The following is a 20796-nucleotide window of genomic DNA, read 5'->3' as shown; positions in this document are numbered from 1 at the left end:
TAACTTCCAGTGATAGGTATTTTTATTTTTCGGCAGAGCTCTAATCAAAGGTTAGAGCTTTGTTTTTGCAAGGCCATGAACAAGTTACTATATAGAACAATTTGAAAGGACGGTTGAGCTAAAATGAAAAACAATTCATCAGTCATTTGTATTGGAGAAATATTAATCGATTTTTTCTGTACAGATATAGATATTGATTTAGTAAAAGGTCAAAATTTTGTAAAACAGGCTGGGGGAGCCCCTGCGAATGTGTGTGCAGCGATTGTGAAACTGGGGGGCAATGCCTTATTCAGTGGAAAAGTTGGCAATGATCCGTTTGGGCATTTTTTAAAAAATACATTAGATGAAGTGAATGTCGATACCTCCATGCTTGTGCTCGATGATGAGCATCCAACAACATTAGCTTTTGTTTCGTTAAAAGCAAATGGAGAAAGAGATTTTGTTTTTAATCGCGGGGCAGATGCATTTTTAACGGAAAATGATCTTGATAAAAAAAGAATCATGGAATCGAGTATTCTACATTTTGGCTCAGCGACCGCTTTATTGGATGATCCATTTCAAACCACTTATTTAAATTTAATGCAGGATGCCAAAAATAAAGGAAAATTTATCTCATTTGACCCTAACTTTAGACATGACCTTTGGAAGGGAAGAAGAGAACAATTTGTAGAGTTGGTAAGAAAGGGAATCGCGATCGCTGATTTTGTCAAAGTCAGTGATGATGAATTAAAGGTTATCTCGGGAGCAGATAATTTAACAGAAGGAATCGCTGCCCTTCATCAAATAGGGGCAATAGCAGTAGCCGTTACGTTAGGGAAAGAAGGGACATTGATTTCAAATGACCATCACATCGAAACCATCCCTAGTATTGTAGTTGATGCAATCGATTCTACCGGTGCCGGGGATGCTTTCGTAGGAGCAACGCTTTACCAGCTGGCGAAAGCAGAAGAGCCGAAAAGTGTTTTAGAAGATTTCGCACACCTAAAACAAATCATTTCCTTTAGTAATAAAGTGGGAGCGATGGTCTGCACGAAAGTAGGGGCCATTTCTGCCCTGCCGACCCAAGTGGAAATAAACAGTTTTAAAGATACGCTGATTAAAAGTCTTTAAGTCAGTCCATTTTATAAGTTTAAGGGAGAGTGTCTAATGAAACTAGGTTTTATTGGTTGTGGTGTTATTGCGATGGCACATGTTGAAGGGTTGAAAGAGTTAAAAAGAAACGGAATTGAAACATTTGAATTGTCAGCGGTTTGTGATATTCAGCAGGAAAGGGCTGAGCAGTTTGCTTCAGAGGTGGAAAAGCGGTTAGGCAACCGTCCTGCAGTCTATACGGAATATCGTTTGATGTTGGAAAAAGAACAATTAGATGCCATATCCATCCTAATCAATCATGATTTGCATCATACAGTAGCAGAAGATTGCTTTGCAGCAGGGGTTCATGTACAAATGCAAAAGCCGCTTTCCATTTCCCCGTCTTTTGGCCGGAAAATGATCGCTGATGCAAAAAAGTATAATAGAGTCTTAACATTATCCGAACCCAGCGTATTAGGGGCAGAAAATGTTGCTATTGCTGAGGCAGTAAAAGAAGGTCTGATTGGTCGCGTATCTTTCATAATTGATTATGCAACTGTTACATTGAATCGCGGATTTTTCGCCGGTACGCCATGGCGTCATATGAAAGGTCAAGCAGGGGCGGGCTGGATCAATGATCATGGAGTTCATAGAACTCACTTTTTTACTGAGATTAATGGTTCGATTGATGAAGTTTTTGCCTATACGGAAATTTTTGAAAAAGAATTAAGTAATGGGAATGTAACGGTCAAACCTACGGGAGAAGACACGGCCGTTACGGTCTTCAAGTTTACAAATGGAGGACTCGGTCATTGGATGTGTGCTACATCAGCCCATGGTGAAGGGACAGGAGGTGTGTGGATTTATGGAAGTAAGGGATGCCTTCGCCCTGGGCTTCATGCAACTCTTGAAGATGGGAAAAAAATTCTGATGCCGGAATTGATTGAGCGGTTTGCCCCGAATATAGTTAAACATCCATTCGCTCATTCCTATGTAGAATTATGGGAAGCCATTGCTGAAAATAAAACACCTATTTCGAGTGCGATGAGAGGCCTGGAAGCATTAGGAGTTGTATTTGCTGCTCTTGAATCTGCAACAATCGGCAAGCCCGTTAAAGTTCAAGACATACTTAATGGGAAAAAACATGCCTATGAAGATACCGTTCTGGAAGAGATGAAATCAATCTTAACACCGGAACTTAAAGGATTAAGATAAAAGAAATAGGTTAGTAAATTAGGTACAGCCCTTTCTTAATTAAAGGAGGGCTTTTCACTTTAGTTTTTATGAACTATAGGAAGGAGAAGTAAATACATGCATAGTATACGTTGGGTATGGGGGTATATGCGGAATTACCAAGTTAAATTATTCTTTGGTCTTTCTCTCGTTCTAGTTGTTTCGTTACTAAATATGTTTAATCCCTATATTGCAGGTAAAATCATCGATAAGGTCATTTATGGACATCAGAATGATTTATTATGGCCCCCCTGTTGGGATTAATGATTGGTGTAACCATAACCAAGACAGTGATTCGTTAGAGGTATCAATTAATGTTTGAGCGGATTTCGCAAAATGTAATATTTACGATAAGGGAAGAGTTGTATACTCGTCTTCATCAATTGGATTTTAGTACTTATGATCGAACAAAAGTGGGAGATGTCATGGCGCGCATGACTGGGGATTTGGAAGCAGTTTCACAGCGAGGTAATGAGATGTGTCAGTTCATAAAGGTAAAAGGACAAAATTAGTTAACTTAAAGAAGAAAACCAATTTTTATTGACAATACATTTATGATCTTCAAATCGACGATATAATTGATATATTAGCTTACTATAAATTTAGACACTTGTTATAAATTCCGACTAAAAATATTTTATTAAGGACTAGGGGGATTCATATGGGTAATTTCAAAATGGTATGTTTGGATATTGATGGGACATTACTGAATTCCAGGCATGAGATTACGGAAAAAACGAAACAAGTCATCCAGAATGTCGCAAATGAAAAACATATTCCAGTCATCTTAGTTTCTGCAAGAATGCCAAAAGGTATGTTGTTCTTACAGAAAGAGCTAAATATTGTTCAGCCGATTATTTGTTACAGCGGTGCTCTTATTTGGAATCATGGTGATCTACAATTGAACATTACGATACCAGTTTCAGATGTAAAGAAGGTGTATACTATTGTTAAAAACTTAGGCATCCATATCAGTTTATACAAGGATGATGAATGGTATATAGAAGAAATGGATGAATGGGCAAAACAAGAGAGTGAAATAACCAGTATTACTCCTGCTATTTCCGATTTTAGTAACCTTTTTACTTTTTGGGAGCAAGAAAGTACTGGACCTAATAAAATTTTATGTATGGCTGAATCCCCAGATATCCAACAATTGGATACAACAATGAAAGAATATCCTTCTAATCATTTAAATATTTATCCTTCAAAACCTACCTACTTAGAAATAATGCCTAAACATACAACCAAAACTTCTGCCCTTGAATTTTTATGCGAAAAGTTTGATATCCTAAAAAACGAGATAATCGCAATAGGCGACAACTATAACGATATAAATATGATCGAATTTGCGGGACTTGGAATTGCCATGGGAAATGCACCGGAACAAGTGAAACAAATTGCTAATGATATCACACTTTCCAATGATGAGGACGGTGTAGCAGAGGCATTAAAAAAATACATTCTAGCTTGAAAAAAGAAATCAGAATTTTTTTACAAAAAAAGCATTGAAACGTTTCCAAGATGGTGATATTATAGGTGTATGGAAACGATGAAACGTTTCCAAAGCGATAATATTATAAGTGAATGAAATCGCTTTATTACTGGAGGTAGTGGTAGTGCCAAGCATTAAAGATGTTGCAGAACTGGCAGGAGTTGGGGTTGGCACTGTTTCACGAGTCATAAACAATCATCCAACTGTAAAGCCTGAAACCCGGGAGAAAGTGAATGCAGCGATCAAACAATTAAATTATATTCCAAACGAAGTGGCAAGAAATTTTAAAATGCAAAAATCAACAATGGTTGCGCTGGTGATTCCGAGTGTATGGCATCCATTTTTCTCAGAGCTCGCCTATTATATCGAAGATGAGCTTGACCGAGAAGGGTATAAATTGATGCTTTGCAATAGTGGGGGAAGACCTGACAAAGAGCTTTATTATTTAGATATGCTCAATCAGAATAAAGTAGCAGGCATTATTGGAATCACTTACAATGACATCGAAGATAGTGTGAGTACTGATATTCCGATTATCAGCATTGACCGCCATTTTGGAAAAAAAATCACATGCGTAACCTCGGATAACTACACTGGCGGCCGCATTGCCGTAAGAGAGCTTGTGAAAGTGGGAACTAAAAAAGCCGCATATCTTGCAACCTATAGTGATGTTTATAGTGAGGTTGAACTTCGGAAAAAGGGATTTATCGATGAAGCAGAGGCTCAAGGTATCGAATATATCATCTACGAGGTGCTTGATGCTGTTTTTAATGATGAAAAATACTTCGAAAATTTCTTTAAAATGAAAGAACATCAGGGTGTGGACGGGATATTTGCCAATACCGATCTACTTGCCGCCAATTATATCGATAAAGCTAAACAATATGGCTTGCGGACTCCAGAGGATGTAAAAGTAATCGGATATGATGGAATTCAGGATAATAAGCTGTTTCATCCAATTCTATCAACGATCCGGCAGCCGGTTGAGGAAATGGCAAGAATGTCTGTAAAGCTTCTCTTAAGAAAGATTGAAGGTGAAGCACTGGAGCAAGAGATTTATCGAATCCCTGTCATGTACAGAGAGGGCGAAACAACTTAGCTATTATTTGCAATTTTTTTAACTCTTCATTGGAAACGTTTCAATTAAAAAGTTGGAGGATAAGGGTTTATCAAATGCCTCTCGTTACAGAGAGGGAGGAACCTTAGAAATATAAATTTTTTTAACTCCCTTTGGAAACGTTTCAATGAAGCATTCAAGTAAGAGATTTATCGAAATACCTATGATGTAAAGAAAGGAAGAAACGGTTTAGATAACACAAAATTTTTTAGCTATTGTTGGAAACGTTTCAATTGAAATGTTAGACAAAACAAAAAAACATTGTTGAAAGTGAGGCAAGAATATGGAAGTGGCAAGGAAGGCAAATCCGATCATCGATTCACCCATCCAAGTAAGAAAAGCATCAAAACTAAAAAAAATCTTGAGTAATTATCAGCTCTATTTATTTCTTTTACCCGCTTTAGTTTATTTTATTGTTTTCCATTATGTCCCGATGTATGGAGTATTAATTGCATTTAAAGATTTTATTGCAACAAAAGGAATTATGGGAAGTCCGTGGGTTGGATTTAAACATTTTGAGAGATTTTTCGACTCCTATCAATTTTGGAGCCTGATTAAAAATACTCTTGGTCTTAGCATTATACAACTAATCGTTGGTTTTCCGCTTCCCATTTTTCTAGCTCTCATGATGAACCAAATTAGAAGTGATAAGTACAAACGTTTTGTTCAAACAGTTGTTTATGCGCCGCATTTTATATCAGTAGTTGTTTTAGCGGGTATGATTTATGTCTTCTTTTCAAACAATGGTCTTATTAATAACTTAATCCTGATTTTTGGCGGTGATCCGATTTCGTTTATGGCAAAACCTGATTGGTTTAAACCATTATATATTGCCTCAGGCGTTTGGCAAGAAACCGGATGGGCTGCGATTATATATCTAGCAGCACTTGCAGGAGTCAGCCCTGAACTGCATGAGGCTGCGGTAATGGATGGAGCAAATAAGTGGCAGCGTATTTTTCATGTGGATATTCCGGCGATTATGCCAACGGCTGTTATTCTATTAATTCTAAATGTTGGTAACATTATGAATATTGGTTTTGAAAAGGCCTACCTGTTACAAACGCCAATGAACCAGCCGGCAGCAGAGATTATCCCAACCTATGTTTATAAGATGGGGTTACAGCAGGCGCAATATAGTTTTGCTGCCGCAGTAGGATTGTTTAATTCAGTGATTAACTTAGTTTTATTAGTCTTAGTAAATAAGTTTGCAAAAAAATTATCTGGAACAGGATTATGGTAATAAGGAGGTGCAGCATAAATGAGTATATTAGCTTTAAAGAATAAGAGAATGACAAGAAAATCGAAGGAAGATAAGGTCTTTGATATTATTAACTTTTTTCTGGTCGCGATCATCTTACTATTGGTAGTGTATCCATTGTACTTTATTGTAATTGCCTCTATCAGTGACCCAAACATGATTTACGAAGGAAAGGTATGGCTATTACCCAAAGAGCTGACCCTGGAAGGGTATCAGAGAATCTTTGGAGACAGCAAGATTTGGCTGGGCTATAAGAACTCCATCATCTATACGGTGGTTGGTACGATTGTAAACGTTTCTTTTACCTTAATGGCTGCCTATGCATTATCAAGAAAAGATTTATATGGAAGAAATGTGATTATGTTTTTATTCCTCATGACAATGTTTTTCTCAGGCGGATTAATTCCTACATACCTGGTTGTTAAGAATCTTGGTTTGCTTAACACTATGTGGGCGCTAATCCTTCCAAAAGCTGTTGCGGTATGGAACGTCATTGTGGCCAAAACGTTTTTTGAGTCTTCTATTCCTAATGAGTTATTAGAAGCAGCACGAATAGATGGTTGCTCGGATGTGAAATTCTTCTGGAAAATTGTCCTTCCTTTATCAAAACCGATTGTGGCTGTTATGGTCCTATTTTATGCAGTAGGGCACTGGAACTCCTATTTCGATGCGTTAATCTATTTGAATAATGAAAACTTATATCCATTGCAATTAATTTTACGAAATATCTTAATTCAAAATCAGAGCTCGACGATGATGATCAGTGATTTGGACTCACTAGCAGCAAAACAAAGAGTGTCTGAGCTAATTAAGTACGGTGTCATTATTGTAGCTTCCATACCGCTTTTAATCGTCTATCCATTTGTCCAGAAGTACTTTGTAAAAGGTGTTATGATTGGCGGAATTAAAGGTTAATAGTAATGATCAGCATTAAGGGGGTGATGGTAGACGTAATTGATTGTTTACCATCCAATTAATATCCTAGAGGGGGAAAAACAAATGATTCGATCAATCAGGAAAAATGTCCAGAAAAACAAGAAAAAGAGCATGGCAATGGCGTTGGTTTTAGGATTAAGTGCTTCATTAGCATTAACTGGCTGCTCAAACAATGATTCAGCTAGTTCCGATAAAAAAGCAGATGCTGCCTTTCATAAAACAGGTTTACCGATTGTCGACAAACAAGTAACGCTAAACATTGTTTCACCAAAGGCAGCTCTCGCACCCGACTATTCCAAAATGGTGATTTTTGATCGACTTCAAAAAGCAACAAACGTTAAAATTAAATGGAATAATATACCAGGTGATGGATACCAAGAAAAGAAAAACTTAATGCTGGCAAGTGGCGACCTGCCAGATGCGTTCTATGCGTCAGGCTTTACCGATAATGATCTTGTACAAAATGGCCAGAATGGTACCATTGTCCCATTAGAGGATTTAATTGACGAATATGCCCCGAATTTAAAAAAATTATTTGAACAAAGACCAGACTTGAAAAAAGTTGTAACAGCACCGGATGGACATATTTATTCCCTGCCGCGTGCAGAAGAAATGGATTTAATCGGAATGCCTAACATTATGTTCATAAATAAAACATGGTTAGATAAACTGGGTCTGCAAATGCCAACGACATTAGAAGAATATCATGATGTGTTAAAAGCATTTGTCGAAAAGGATGCGAACGGAAACGGTAAGAAAGATGAAATTGGGCTGACTTTCTGGTATAACGGCTGGTGCGGTAATGAAGGAGATTTAATTGGTTTATTCGGATTGCCGGATGCTCCATTTGAAGCAGACCACCGTATTGTAAGAGATGGAAAAGTCCTTTATGCAGCGGTTCAGCCAGAGTTTAAAGAAGCAATTAATTATTATAACAGCTGGGTAAAAGAAGGTTTAATTGACCCTGAGGTTGTAACCCAAAAGACGGAACAGTTATTTGCCAAAGGGAAAACCCAAGATCCAACACTAGGCTCGTTTATTTGGTGGGAAAATACGGAAGTAGTGGGTACCGATCGAGTAAAAGATTACGTCGTATTGCCTCCATTAAAAGGGAAAGATGGCAAAGTTGTCATTGGACGTTCAAACTATTCTGAGTATGGAAGAGATGCCTTTGTGATTACCTCAGCAAATAAGAACCCTGAGATTACGATGCGCTGGGTTGACCAGTTGTATGAGCCAAAGATGTCTGCGCAAATCAACTGGGGCCCAATCGGTGAAATATACGAGGAAGATGCGAATGGCATGTTAGTCAATAAAGAGCTTCCAGCAGGCGTAGCAATGGGTGAATTACGTCAAAAGGTTGCTCCGGGCGGTCCGTTTGTAGTCTTAAAGGAGCACTTTGGCAAAGTGGTAGACATGGAGCCAAGAGCGAAAGAAAGATTACAAATTCTAGACCAGTATTATAAACCGCATATGGTACAAGAAAACTATCCAGCGATCTTCTTTAGCCCTAAAGAACTTGAAGTGATTAATACCATTGAGCCGGAAATTAAGGCGTTTGTGAAGCAAAAAGAAGCGCAATGGTTGGTCGAGGGCGGAATTGAAAAAGAATGGGATGCTTATGTAAAGCAATTAAATGATATGGGTCTTGATAAATTAATGAAAGTTTACCAAAAAGGATTAGACCGCTATAACAAGCAATAATTCTAAATATAAGCCAGACAACCTTTCGTGTCTGGCTTTCCTTTTAAAAATACAAAATAGGATGATGTACATGTTTGATGTCACGGCTTTAGGAGAGTTATTAATTGATTTTACTCCGTCCGGTCATTCGGAAAAGGGGAATGGTTTATTTGAAACAAACCCTGGCGGAGCGCCGGCCAATGTCCTTGTGGCACTTTCAAGATTAAATAAGAAAACCGCGTTTATCGGAAAAGTGGGCCATGATCAATTTGGCCAGATGCTTAAGGGTGTCTTAGTAGACCAAAAGATTGATACAACCAATCTTTTATTCTCGAAAACTGTCAATACAACCTTAGCCTTTGTGCATTTAGATGAAAAAGGGGATCGTTCTTTTAGCTTTTATCGAAATCCAGGTGCCGATATCATGCTAGAGGAAGCTGAAATTAATGAAGATACAATTAAACAATCGCGCATCTTTCATTTCGGTTCCATATCGTTAACTGATGAACCGGCAGCGTCAGCCACTTTTACTGCATTGGGATATGCCAAAAAGCATAAGGTAACGATTTCCTATGATCCTAATTTTCGAATTCCTTTATGGCGGTCACTTGATGATGCAAAGCGGCAGATTTTAGTGGGATTTGAATATGCAGATATTGTGAAAATTTCTGAGGAAGAATTGGAATTTTTAACGGGATACTGTGATGTAGTAAAAGGGACGGAAGTTTTACAGGAACAGTTTGGTACAGCAGTTATTTTTGTAACACTAGGATCCGAAGGCTGTTTTTACCGAAGCAAAACCTTCTATGGCAGTAAAGAAGGATATCAAGTAAACGTTGTCGATACGACGGGAGCAGGAGATGCCTTCTTGGGTGGTGCACTATCTCAAATCCTTGAAATGAATAAACCTCTAGATCACTTAACTGAAGTAGACATTGAAGAAATCGTCACTTTTGCTAATGCAGTCGGTGCCCTAACGACAGAAGGAAAAGGTGGGATTCCTAGTATTCCAACTATTGAGCAAGTTGAAAGGTTTTTAAAAAAAGGCTTTGTTAAAGGCTAGTGTTGATTTTGGGCGGAGGGTAAAAGTCTGTGCTGGTTTTATATAGATAGATTAGTTTTTATATATTAACAATATTCGATAAACTGTGGAAAGGAAATAAAATCAATGGGGACTGTATCAGCTTTACGGGAGACTATAGATGAATTTCGCCAGAGTATGTACGAATTAGCAAAGAAGAAGGGCATTTCTGATCCACGTGTAATAAAAATTAGTCAGCAATTAGATGGAAAAATCATCATGTTGCAAAACATCATATACCATTCTCAATCTTTATCAACAGCAAAGACTCTTTATTATGATGAAAACAAGATTGAGCCTGTAAATATTACTCATAGTAAATAGTTTAACTGAAATAATCAACAGCAAACCTTAACAAAGTCTAAAAAAAGGATTCCTGGGAAAGGAAGAGTGTAAGAAATGAATAATAACGTCTTGGAAAAAAAACAGTATTATACAGAAAAATACCGTCCGCAGTATCACTTCTCACCGGAGCGCCAATGGATGAATGACCCGAATGGGATGGTGTATTATAACGAAGAATATCATTTATTTTATCAATATCATCCCGATGGAACGACATGGGGTCCGATGCATTGGGGGCATGCGGTAAGTAAAGATCTTGTTCACTGGGAACACCTCCCGATTGGTTTGGCACCAGATGAGCATGGAACGATTTTTTCGGGTAGTGCAGTCGTGGATTGGAACGACACAAGCGGTTTCTTTGAAGGGAAATCAGGGTTAGTGGCAATTTTCACCCATGCGGATACATACCCTGATTCGGACCGTCCACGACAAAGGCAGAGTCTTGCCTATAGCAAAGACAATGGGCGTACATGGATAAAATATAAGGGGAACCCTGTTCTGCAAGAAGAAAGTATAACAGATTTTCGTGATCCCAAAGTGTTCTGGCACCGTGAAACAAATCAATGGATCATGGTATTAGCCGCAGGTCAAACCGTTAGAATATACACTTCGAAAAATTTACTATCATGGGAGTTTACGAGTGAATTTGGAGAAGGACATGGCTCACATCAGGGTGTCTGGGAGTGTCCCGACCTTTTTGAATTAACTGTTGATGGGGATTCCAATCAGAAAAAATGGGTGCTATTTGTCAGCATTGGCAATGATCCAAAATATGAAGAAGGATCCAGAACGCAATATTTTATTGGCGATTTTGATGGTAAAACATTTTTCAATGATTACAAACCAGAAACGACCCTTTGGATTGATCATGGACGTGATAATTATGCGGGCGTTAGCTGGTCCGATGTTCCAGCTGAAGACGGAAGAAGGATTTATATTGGCTGGATGAGCAACTGGCAATATGCAAATGTTACACCTACAAAAGAATGGCGAAGTGCGATGACGATTCCTAGAGTACTTGAGTTAAAGAAAACTGAAGAAGGGATTCGGCTTGTACAAAAACCGGTTCGTGAGTTACAAGGTATTCGTGATGAAAAAATAGTAATTCAAAACGAAGTGGTTGTACCCGGTAAAAATCTTTTAGAAAATGTGAATAGTAACACATTCGAAATCATTGCGGAGTTTGAAATTGGAACCGCAACGGAATTTGGGTACAAGGTTTGTAAGGGAGCCAATGAAGAAACAATTATTGGATTTGATGTAGAAAACCAAACATTATTTATAGATCGAACTAATTCGGGAGAGGCTGCTTTCCATGATGCCTTCGCAGGAAAACATGAGTGCTATTTACTACCAGAAAATAATAAGATCACTTTACATGTTTTTGTTGACCAGTCGTCTGTAGAATTGTTTGGAAATAATGGAAAGTCCGTCATAACGGACTTAATCTTCCCAAATCAAGAAAATAAGCAATTGGAGCTCTATGTAAATAATGGAGAAATTAAGTTACACTCGTTAGAGCTTTATTCGTTAAAATCTACTTGGCGATAATGTAGTGAAAAGGTAATAGGGGGAATGGAATTAATGAATGGTTTAAACAACAGATTATTTAATACCTTGAATTCAATGGTAGATTTATTTCTTTTAAATTTACTATGGGTCATTACTTCGCTCCCCTTAATAACCTTTTTTCCTGCAACAGCAGCCATGTTTGGCGTTGTCCGCAAACGCATTTTACAACAGGAAACAGAAAGTATTTTTAAAAGCTTTTTAAAAATTTTTAAAGGAAATTTCAAACAAAGCTTTATTATCTCGATTATTTGGTCGGTACTTGCCTGTTTCTTATATTTTGATTATAGGCTTATAGATCCAAGCAGTTCTGTTGGTCACCTCATTCTGTATATCATCTTAGTCATTGGCATTTTGTTGTTTAGTTCGATCTCCATTTATCTATTTCCGATTATGGTCCATTTTGAACTAAGCTTTAAGCACGTTATTCGAAATGCCTTTCTCTTTTCCCTTATGAACCCAGTCTTAACGATTCTTTTATTGATAATTGTTGCGGCGGGTACTGCTCTTTTCTACTTTTATCCAGCTACGATTTTCATCATCGGTAGTCTCGCAGCATATGCAGTTTATTACTTATGTCAATTATGGTTTAACCAGTTGTTAAACATGAAGGGAACAAACTGAAGATTAAAAATTATTCTAGGGTGCACTTAAACAATACATAGTAGCACCCATTCTTATAAGTTGATTTGTAAGCGCCTTCTAATTGCTTGGATAGTAGTGATAAATAAATGTTGGAGGGGAACAGGGTTGAAGCAAAGATTAAAAAATCAAGGAATATCGGTTGTGGTCATTTTTTCTTTAATTATTTCAATATTTATGCCCACTGTTTCTAGTAAAGCCGAAACAGGTGAAACATCGATTTCGACTGTTGATGGCGAAAATGAACCATATCGGTCCAAATTTCATTTTTCTCCGGAAAAAAACTGGATGAATGATCCCAACGGCATGGTGTATTACGATGGGGAGTATCATCTGTTTTATCAGCATAATCCTACTGAATCAAAGTGGGGACCGATGTATTGGGGACATGCGGTAAGTAAAGACTTGGTCAATTGGGAATACCTGCCGATCGGTCTTTATCCAGATGAAACAGGTTTTATCTGGTCAGGGAGTGCAGTTGTGGATTGGAACAATACGACTGGATTTGGAAAAGACTCTAAACCGCCGCTGGTTGCTGTATTTACTCAGGAAAAAGGTGGTCATCAAGTTCAAAGTTTAGCTTACAGCAACGATAAGGGCCGTACTTGGACGAAGTATGATGGTAATCCAATTATCCCTATGCCAGAGGGGATTGATGTTTTCCGGGACCCAAAGGTATTTTGGTATGATGAAACAAAAAAGTGGATTATGGTAATTTCAGCTGGTGACCGGGTTTATTTTTATCAATCGCCAGATTTAAAAAAGTGGACGAAAGTAAGTGAATTTGGAAACCAAGACGGCTCCCATAAGGGAACATGGGAATGTCCGGATTTATTTGCCCTTCCGGTTGATGGAGATCCAACTAAGAAGAAGTGGGTATTAGCTGTCAGTATCAGTGAAGGGGCCCCTGCCGGCGGTTCAGGGATGCAGTATTTTATTGGTGATTTTGATGGGAAAACCTTCACCAATGCCAATGATCCGAGTAAAGTCCTATGGGCCGATTATGGGGCTGATTTTTATGCAGCTGTTTCATGGAGTGATGTTCCTGAGGGACGCCGTTTATGGCTCGGGTGGATGAATAATTGGAAATATGGGCAGGACATTCCAACATCCTCATTCAGAGGAACGATGTCGATTCCGCGTGAACTTGGCTTATCAACTGTTGATGGGGAAGGAATTCGCCTTACACAGAAATCTGTAAAAGAGTTAGAAAGTCTGAGGGGAACGCCACAAGTATTTGAAAATAAAGTGCTAACTCCGGGAGAAAATCTGCTTTCGAACGTATCAGGAGATACCTTTGAGATTATGGCGGAATTTGATTTGAATTCGGTGACAGCAACGGAGTTTGGTTTTAAAGTTCGAAAGGGCGATAGCGGGGAAACAAAGATTGGTTACGATATTGGCAATAAAAACTTGTTTGTTGACCGTTCCAATGCTGGTGAATCAAGTTTCAATGGCAACTTTGCTGCAAAACATGAAGCACCGTTAAATGCCAGTAATCAAACCGTTAAACTCCATCTGATTGTTGACAAGGCATCTGTTGAAGTATTTGGTCAAGATGGCCGTGTTGTGATGACGGATCAATTCTTCCCTAATACTAACAATCAATCTCTTGCACTTTACACAACCGGTGGAGAAGTATCCCTAAAATCATTAAAAGTATATGAATTGGACAGCGCAACCTTTGTTTCAAAAATAGATCAAGTGGCCGTTGATGGAGGCAGTCTGCCAAATGAAATTGAAAATCCGGATTTTGAGACTGGAGATTTATCAGGATGGACAGAGGCAGGCTCAGCATTTGATCGTCCAGTATCGGATGTTACTAGTTTTTGGGGCGGTCCTTTTCAGCAGCAAGGAACGTACCATGTTTGGGGATTTGCCGGCGCAGCGAATGATGCAAACTCTGATTTCCGTACGGGTGTAATGAAATCAACTGCATTCAAACTGGGCGGGAATGGAAAGATTGATTTCCTTGTTGGCGGGGGCCAGGATATTACGAAACTATATGTTTCCTTGGTTCGTGCTTCGGATGGAAAAGAGCTTTTTAAAGCAACGGGATCCAACACAGAGGCCTACCGAAGAGTTAGTTGGGATGCATCGGAATATATCGGGGAAGCTATGTATATCAAAGTAGTTGACTATCATTCTGGCGGATTCGGTCATATCAATGTAGATGATTTTCATGTTTTTAATAATGACCAGATGAATACCGATGTTATCCAAAATCCAGATTTTGAGACTGGTGATTTAACAGGATGGACAATTGTGGAAGGCGATGCCTTCAGCAATCAGGATGTTACAGCTGATAAGGATTGGGGTTGGGGCGGACCGTTTAATCACCATAACCAATACCATCTATGGGGAGCTAAAGATGGTGAAGACGGACAAACGGGAATTTTAAGATCATCAAACTTTACTCTTGCAGGCACTGGTGAAATTAATTTCCTAATCGGCGGCGGTAATGACATAGACAAATTATATGTGGCATTAGTTAGAGCCTCCGATGATAAAGAACTTCTCAAAGCGACGAATACCAATTGGAAGGACAGCGAAGCTTATACCCGGGTCAAGTGGGATGCAGCGAATTACCTGGGGGAAAAAGTATACCTCAAAGTGGTTGACCAGTCAAAAGAAGGATGGGGACATATTAATGTAGATGACTTTCATGTGAAAAATACTGGCATTATAGCCAACTGGTCGTTGGATGAAGGCAGTGGGACCAAAACAAAAGACATCGTAAGAGGAACGGAAGATCCTATTTCCTATGTGTTTACCAAGGCTTTATACAAGCCATCGACGGATCCTTTATGGAGGGATGGAATCCGCAACAAGGCTTTATTGTTCGACGGATATTCCACTTGGATTACGAGGCCTTCTGACCAGGTGATTAAGCCGACGGATGCCCTCACAATTGAAGCATGGGTTGCACCAAGGTCTTATGAGTGGGGCGATCTCGGCCAAATGTCAGCAATCGTAAACCAACACAATAAAGCCGCAAGCGAAGGCTATATCCTTGGATTGGGGCGACACGGGAAATGGTCGTTTCAGGCAAGTATCAACGGTGAATGGAAAGAAGTGTGGGCAGCGGAAAACAAACCTCTCGAAAAAAATAAATGGTCGTATATTGTGGCCACCTTTGATAAGGCAGAGCAAAAAATGAAGCTTTATTTAAATGGTGAATTGGTCGGGGAGACGGTCACACCAAAAGGGATGATCACCCCATCATCGAATGATTTATTAATCGGAAAGCATAATAGCGCTGCTCTGATTAACGGAGCTTTCACGGCCAATATGTTTAACGGAATGATTGACGAATTAAAAATGCATAACAATTCTCTGTCAGGAGAAAAAATTAAAGAGAATTATGATTCCTATTTAAATAGTTTTGAGAATCATAAACTTCCAATACCTGATTTAACACCTGACCGCAGTCGTTATGATGGCGATCGGTACCGCCCGCAATATCATTTTATCGCACCAGAGCATTGGATGAACGAGCCTCATGCACCGTTCTTCTATAATGGAAAATATCATTTATTCTATCAAAATAATCCGCAAGGCCCATATTGGCATCAAATACATTGGGGACATTCTGTAAGTGATGATATGGTTCATTGGAAAGATGCACCGATAGCACTTGCGCCTGATGGGAACTCCATTGCGCCGGATGGTGTTTGGTCAGGCGGGTCAACTATTGATGCGGATGGTAATCCGGTTTTATTTTTTACAGCAGGTGATGATAAAAAGGTTCCAAATCAAATGACGGGTCTGGCAACGAGTAACGATCCTGAAGACCCCGATTTGAAAGAATGGTCCATGTATGAGAAACCAGTTACGATTCAAGAGCCCAACCTCCTGGCAAAAGAAGGGGAGGTATGGTACGGGCAATTCCGTGATCCATATGTTTGGAAAGATGGAGATACATGGTACCAGCTCGTTGGTTCAGGTATTAAAGGTGCTGGGGGAACGGCACTTCTTTATACCTCCAAGAACCTGAAAGATTGGAAATACAAAAAGCCACTGATTGTCGGCAATTATAAGCAAAACCCAAAAACAGGCCAGGTTTGGGAGTTGCCAGTGTTCTTGCCATTAGGTAAAGATGCAAAAGGCGTTGAAAAATATATCTTCTTTTTCAACCCTTGGTTTGATGGGTACAGTCCACACAATGTCAAATATGTTTGGTATTGGATTGGAACATGGGATAAAGAAAAATTAGAGTTTGTTCCTGACCACGAGGAACCGAAACAATTTGATTATGGTGAACACTTTACAGGACCAAGCGGAATGGTTGATGAAAAGGGACGTTCGATTCTCTTTAGTATTGCACAGGACCGCCGGACGGAGCAGCAGCATTACGATGCTGGCTGGGCTCATAATGCAGGGCTGCCGCTTGAGCTTTCATTAACTTCAGAAGGTGGATTAGGGATTAAACCAATTTCCGAATTAGATTCCTTAAGGAAAAAGGAACTTGTTTCAATCAAGAATGAAAATACAGATAAAGCCAATGAATTATTAACAAATGTTAAAGGTGATCTGTTGGAAATTCAACTGGAAATCAATCCAGCCTCTGCAAAACAAGTGGGGCTAAAAGCTAGAAAGTCAGCAAATGGCGAGGAAGAAACATTACTATTCTTTGATGTTGAAAAACAATCACTAAACATTGATCGAAACAAATCGAGTCTTGATCCGGATATCCAAAAAGGGATACAGGGCGGAGAGCTTAAGATTGGAAAAGAGAACCTCAAGCTTCATATGTATCTGGACCGGTCCATGATAGAAGCCTATGCGAATGGCAAAAAAAGTATCACCTCACGTGTTTATCCAACCCTTTCCGATGCTCTGGGCCTTGAGTTATGGAGTAATGGCGGAAAGGCGAAAGTGGTGTCGATGAAGGTATGGGAAATGGGTTCCGCATACGGGGAAACGGTTCCTGCCTATTGGCCTGAATTGAATGGCGGAGGAGATCCTATTTCAGAAAGTACAGAATTGCCAAACCATGATTTCCAAACCGGCGATTTAACCGGATGGACTGTTGTAGAAGGGAAAGCTTTTAGCAATGAACACGTTTCCAAGGCAAACGATTGGGGATGGGGTGGACCGTTTAACCAAGCCTCAGACCGAATCGACCAGGAACGACACCATTTATGGGGTTTTAATGGAGAAAAAGGCGGGGATTCATTGACAGGAGTGTTAAAATCGGAGAACTTTGTGTTAGGTGGAAACGGAAAAATCGATTTCCTAATTGGCGGCGGAGCTAATATCGACAGACTTTATCTAGCGCTGGTAAGAGCTTCAGACGGCAAAGAGTTAATGAAGGAAACAGGTGGTAACTGGGAAGCCTATCGAAGAGTTAACTGGGATGCTTCGGATTATATTGGCGAAGAGTTATACATCAAAGTTGTAGACTATGAAACGGGCGGATGGGGACATATTAATGTGGATGATGTCAATGTACCTGTGGCGATAAATAAGTAAATCGTATCTTGATAGATAGGAGCAATTAACCTAGAATGATCATGTAAATTTCAAAATAGGCAGGATTGCGACTGGTTGGCAGGCAAGACCTAAAATGAGTGAAGGACAGAAGGTACCTTTGTGTATATGTCCTTACCCGTTTTAGGTCTTTTTTTGTTATTAAGATTGAATACACTGTACTAGATAAGGAGTTTTTAAGATGAAAAAGAAGAGGATTATATGGAGGCGGCTGCTTGTTTTAGCAGTATGCTTCCTGACGATTACAGGAGTTTTAATCAAAAAACAGGTGAATACCAGATTAGAAACAACCAATATCAACCAAAAGAAGGGTCAACCTTTAGACCTGGTGATTAGTAATCGTGCTCTCCATCAGTGGGGATTTGATGAAGGGGATGGTAACGTCACTCGTGATCATGCTCAATCTGTGTCGTATGTTATTCATTATGCATTAACATCAGATCCGGAATGGAAAACCGGCATTAGCGGTAAAGCATTATTATTTGATGGATATTCCAATTGGCTGGAAATTCCTTCAGAAAAGGTTCATAACCCAGCTGGGTCTTTTTCCATTGAAGCATGGGTTGCCCCGAGAGCCTATGAATGGGGCGACAATGGACAGCCCTCCGTGATTATCAATCAACAGGATAAAGGAAATAAACAGGGATTTATGCTCGGAATGGGACGGCATGGATATCTCACGTTTCAGCTTGCCATAAACGGGGAATGGCAGGAAATTTGGTCGCCAGAAGGGAACATTTTGCCGAAAGATCAATGGTCTCATGTTGTTGCACAATTTGATAAAGAAACAACTAAAGTCTCACTTTATTTAAACGGTGTACTTATTCAAGAAAAAGCAGTACCTCCGAATAGTGAGTTTACACCAGCAGCTCATACGCCGTTACTTGTTGGAAAACATAATCAGGCAGTCGCTGTGTCTGAGGTTTTCCAAGTTAATATGTTTGATGGATTAATGGACAATGTTTCCCTATACAACAAAGCATTTAGTAATGAATCAATTAAACGACACTATGAAGAAGCCATTAACGGCTGGAACCATAAACTGCCGATACCGGATACGTCATTCGATCGGACGGTTTATAAAGGAGACCGCTACCGCCCGAATTATCATTTTACTGCTCCCCAGCATTGGATGAATGAACCACATGCACCGATATACTATAACGGAAAATACCATTTATTTTATCAGTTTAATCCAGCTGGTCCTTTTTGGCATCAAATTCATTGGGGACATGCCACAAGTACAGACATGATTCATTGGGAAGATCGCCCCATTGCGTTAAGTCCAACAGAGGGAACGGCAGCCAGGGATGGAGTGTGGTCCGGTAGTGCAACCTATGACAAAAATGGGGTGCCAGTGCTATTTTTCACAGCGGGGAACGACGAAATGAATCCGAATCAAATGACTGGTATGGCACGGCAAGAAGATGCAACTGATGTCAACTTAAATCATTGGAACATGAATCCAGCCCCTGTAACCGTACAAGCTGAAAATATCGAAACACCAAAAGGAAAGGTGATCTTTGGCCAATTTCGTGATCCATATGTATGGAAAGAGGGAGACAAATGGTACCAGCTTGTCGGCTCGGGGATAAACGAGGCAGGCGGGACCGCTTTACTCTATACCTCAGAAGACCTTGAACACTGGAAGTATGAAAAACCATTGATAATTGGGGATAAAGTGAAATACCCGCGTACGGGAGATGTATGGGAATTGCCATCTTTAGTACCGATTAAAAACAAGGAGACGGGTGAACAAAAATATGTTTTCATGATTAGTCCTTATTTTATGTCCCCCAGCCCTGATGCTGCCCGCAATACGTTTTATTGGATTGGGACATGGGACCCAGGAAGGCTGGAATTTATTCCTGACCACGAGGAGCCTAAACTGTTTGATTATGGTGAACATTTTACCGGAGCACAAGGTTTTATAGATGGGCAAGGCCGCACCATTGTAACAAGCATTTTGCAAGACAGACGTTCGGAAAGGGAAAAATACCAATCAGGGTGGGCACATGGGGCCGGCCTGCCGCTTGAAATCTATTTAAATGATGAGCATGATCTTGGAATCCGTCCGATTGAAGAGGTTCAGTCACTTCGAAGCAAAGAACTGATATCCGTTGAAAATGTATCAATGGCGGAAGCCAATAAACAGCTTCGAAAAATCCAAAGCAATCAATTCGAAATCGAGTTGGAAATCGATGTTTCCAATACGAAAGCTGCCGGGTTAAAACTATTAAAAGCCCCAAATGAACAGGAAGAAACGACTATTTTTTATGATAAGGAACGGAAAACCATTCAGATTGACCGTCAGCGGTCAAGTATAAATCCTGATATTGAAAAGGGGATTCAAGGAGGGGCACTAAACCTTCCAGACCATATCTTAAGGGCACACCTATTTGTTGATAAATCGATTGTGGAAGCATACTTCAATAATGAAAAAAGCATTTCTTCCCGTGTTTTTCCATCCTTGGACCAATCAAAAGGACTTGAAGTATTTGGAGTGGATGGAGAGCCGTTTGTCCGCTCGATGAAGGCATGGAGTATGGATACGGCAATCGAAGGAGAGAAAGATTAGCCCTGCTGTATTACTTGTTCTAATAAGTTTTGAATCAGCACATATGAAAATATAACTAGTAAATCCAGATGGAATTAAGAGTAAATTATCCTATTGTAGGAAATTGTCGAACAGAATATAATGTTCCCTGTAAACAAAATTATGCGGGATTGTGACTGGTAAAGCAGGCAAGACCTAAAGTGTATGAAGGGCGAAGTGTACCTTTTTTGGTAGACATCTCCTTGTACATTTTAGGTCTTTTTTTGTTCTCTTAAAGAATATTTTAACTAGATTGACAAGTCGAAAAATTCTTAAA

At 39.5% G+C, this 20796-nt stretch carries 15 protein-coding genes; all 15 read left to right on the top strand.

The window, feature by feature from the left end; all coding sequences use genetic code 11:
• Positions 1-123 precede the first annotated feature (123 nt).
• The 15 genes from FS608_RS20075 (at position 124) to FS608_RS20000 (ending at position 20501) form a co-directional block, all read left to right on the top strand.
• Complete coding sequence (locus FS608_RS20075; RefSeq protein WP_144554338.1) at positions 124-1110, top strand: carbohydrate kinase family protein; 987 nt, start codon at positions 124-126, stop codon at positions 1108-1110.
• 36 nt (positions 1111-1146) lie between these two features.
• Positions 1147-2286 carry a Gfo/Idh/MocA family protein gene (locus FS608_RS20070; RefSeq protein ID WP_144554336.1) on the top strand — a complete coding sequence of 380 codons (1140 nt, stop codon included), beginning with the start codon at positions 1147-1149 and terminating at the stop codon, positions 2284-2286.
• Between the two features lie 96 nt (positions 2287-2382).
• Complete coding sequence (locus FS608_RS20065; RefSeq protein ID WP_144554334.1) at positions 2383-2568, top strand: ABC transporter ATP-binding protein; 186 nt, start codon at positions 2383-2385, stop codon at positions 2566-2568.
• 50 nt (positions 2569-2618) lie between these two features.
• Positions 2619-2816, top strand: a complete 198-nt coding sequence (locus tag FS608_RS20060) for an ABC transporter transmembrane domain-containing protein (protein WP_144554332.1) — start codon at positions 2619-2621, stop codon at positions 2814-2816.
• Positions 2817-2965: 149 nt separating this feature from the next.
• On the top strand, positions 2966-3778 hold the full coding sequence (locus tag FS608_RS20055; protein ID WP_144554330.1) for a Cof-type HAD-IIB family hydrolase: 813 nt from the start codon (positions 2966-2968) through the stop codon (positions 3776-3778).
• A 145-nt stretch (positions 3779-3923) separates the two neighbouring features.
• Entirely contained in the window at positions 3924-4898 is a 975-nt protein-coding gene (locus FS608_RS20050; RefSeq protein WP_144554328.1) for a LacI family DNA-binding transcriptional regulator, read from the top strand.
• A gap of 301 nt (positions 4899-5199) precedes the next feature.
• Complete coding sequence (locus FS608_RS20045; RefSeq protein ID WP_144554325.1) at positions 5200-6156, top strand: ABC transporter permease; 957 nt, start codon at positions 5200-5202, stop codon at positions 6154-6156.
• Between the two features lie 18 nt (positions 6157-6174).
• On the top strand, positions 6175-7089 hold the full coding sequence (locus FS608_RS20040; protein WP_251026625.1) for a carbohydrate ABC transporter permease: 915 nt from the start codon (positions 6175-6177) through the stop codon (positions 7087-7089).
• Between the two features lie 84 nt (positions 7090-7173).
• Positions 7174-8814, top strand: coding sequence for an ABC transporter substrate-binding protein (locus tag FS608_RS20035; RefSeq protein ID WP_260871749.1), 1641 nt, complete (start codon positions 7174-7176; stop codon positions 8812-8814).
• A gap of 70 nt (positions 8815-8884) precedes the next feature.
• The gene (locus FS608_RS20030; protein ID WP_144554323.1) at positions 8885-9856 is read left to right on the top strand and encodes a PfkB family carbohydrate kinase; all 972 of its coding nucleotides are present in this window, start codon (positions 8885-8887) and stop codon (positions 9854-9856) included.
• Positions 9857-9961: 105 nt separating this feature from the next.
• Positions 9962-10198, top strand: a complete 237-nt coding sequence (locus FS608_RS20025; RefSeq protein WP_144554321.1) for an aspartyl-phosphate phosphatase Spo0E family protein — start codon at positions 9962-9964, stop codon at positions 10196-10198.
• A gap of 75 nt (positions 10199-10273) precedes the next feature.
• On the top strand, positions 10274-11770 hold the full coding sequence (locus FS608_RS20020; RefSeq protein WP_144554319.1) for a glycoside hydrolase family 32 protein: 1497 nt from the start codon (positions 10274-10276) through the stop codon (positions 11768-11770).
• A 33-nt stretch (positions 11771-11803) separates the two neighbouring features.
• Positions 11804-12412: a YesL family protein gene (locus FS608_RS20015; protein ID WP_186328826.1), complete on the top strand. Its 609-nt coding sequence runs from the start codon at positions 11804-11806 to the stop codon at positions 12410-12412.
• Positions 12413-12607: 195 nt separating this feature from the next.
• The gene (locus FS608_RS31365) at positions 12608-17905 is read left to right on the top strand and encodes a GH32 C-terminal domain-containing protein (RefSeq protein ID WP_483861893.1); all 5298 of its coding nucleotides are present in this window, start codon (positions 12608-12610) and stop codon (positions 17903-17905) included.
• Positions 17906-18104: 199 nt separating this feature from the next.
• Positions 18105-20501 carry a GH32 C-terminal domain-containing protein gene (locus FS608_RS20000; RefSeq protein WP_144554315.1) on the top strand — a complete coding sequence of 799 codons (2397 nt, stop codon included), beginning with the start codon at positions 18105-18107 and terminating at the stop codon, positions 20499-20501.
• Positions 20502-20796: the final 295 nt, after the last annotated feature.

The sequence above is a fragment of the Bacillus sp. X1(2014) genome (assembly GCF_007678255.1).
Note: the sequence above shows the minus strand (reverse complement) of the source record. Positions and strands in the feature narration are given on the sequence as shown.

Coding starts and splice junctions, on each gene's coding strand:
- FS608_RS20000 (WP_144554315.1), top strand. CDS start 18,105: ATGAAAAAGAAGAGGATTATATGGAGGCGGCTGCTTGTTTTAGCAGTA.
- FS608_RS20045 (WP_144554325.1), top strand. CDS start 5,200: ATGGAAGTGGCAAGGAAGGCAAATCCGATCATCGATTCACCCATCCAA.
- FS608_RS20015 (WP_186328826.1), top strand. CDS start 11,804: ATGAATGGTTTAAACAACAGATTATTTAATACCTTGAATTCAATGGTA.
- FS608_RS20060 (WP_144554332.1), top strand. CDS start 2,619: ATGTTTGAGCGGATTTCGCAAAATGTAATATTTACGATAAGGGAAGAG.
- FS608_RS20030 (WP_144554323.1), top strand. CDS start 8,885: ATGTTTGATGTCACGGCTTTAGGAGAGTTATTAATTGATTTTACTCCG.
- FS608_RS20040 (WP_251026625.1), top strand. CDS start 6,175: ATGAGTATATTAGCTTTAAAGAATAAGAGAATGACAAGAAAATCGAAG.
- FS608_RS20075 (WP_144554338.1), top strand. CDS start 124: ATGAAAAACAATTCATCAGTCATTTGTATTGGAGAAATATTAATCGAT.
- FS608_RS20055 (WP_144554330.1), top strand. CDS start 2,966: ATGGGTAATTTCAAAATGGTATGTTTGGATATTGATGGGACATTACTG.
- FS608_RS20070 (WP_144554336.1), top strand. CDS start 1,147: ATGAAACTAGGTTTTATTGGTTGTGGTGTTATTGCGATGGCACATGTT.
- FS608_RS31365 (WP_483861893.1), top strand. CDS start 12,608: ATGCCCACTGTTTCTAGTAAAGCCGAAACAGGTGAAACATCGATTTCG.
- FS608_RS20035 (WP_260871749.1), top strand. CDS start 7,174: ATGATTCGATCAATCAGGAAAAATGTCCAGAAAAACAAGAAAAAGAGC.
- FS608_RS20020 (WP_144554319.1), top strand. CDS start 10,274: ATGAATAATAACGTCTTGGAAAAAAAACAGTATTATACAGAAAAATAC.
- FS608_RS20065 (WP_144554334.1), top strand. CDS start 2,383: ATGCATAGTATACGTTGGGTATGGGGGTATATGCGGAATTACCAAGTT.
- FS608_RS20025 (WP_144554321.1), top strand. CDS start 9,962: ATGGGGACTGTATCAGCTTTACGGGAGACTATAGATGAATTTCGCCAG.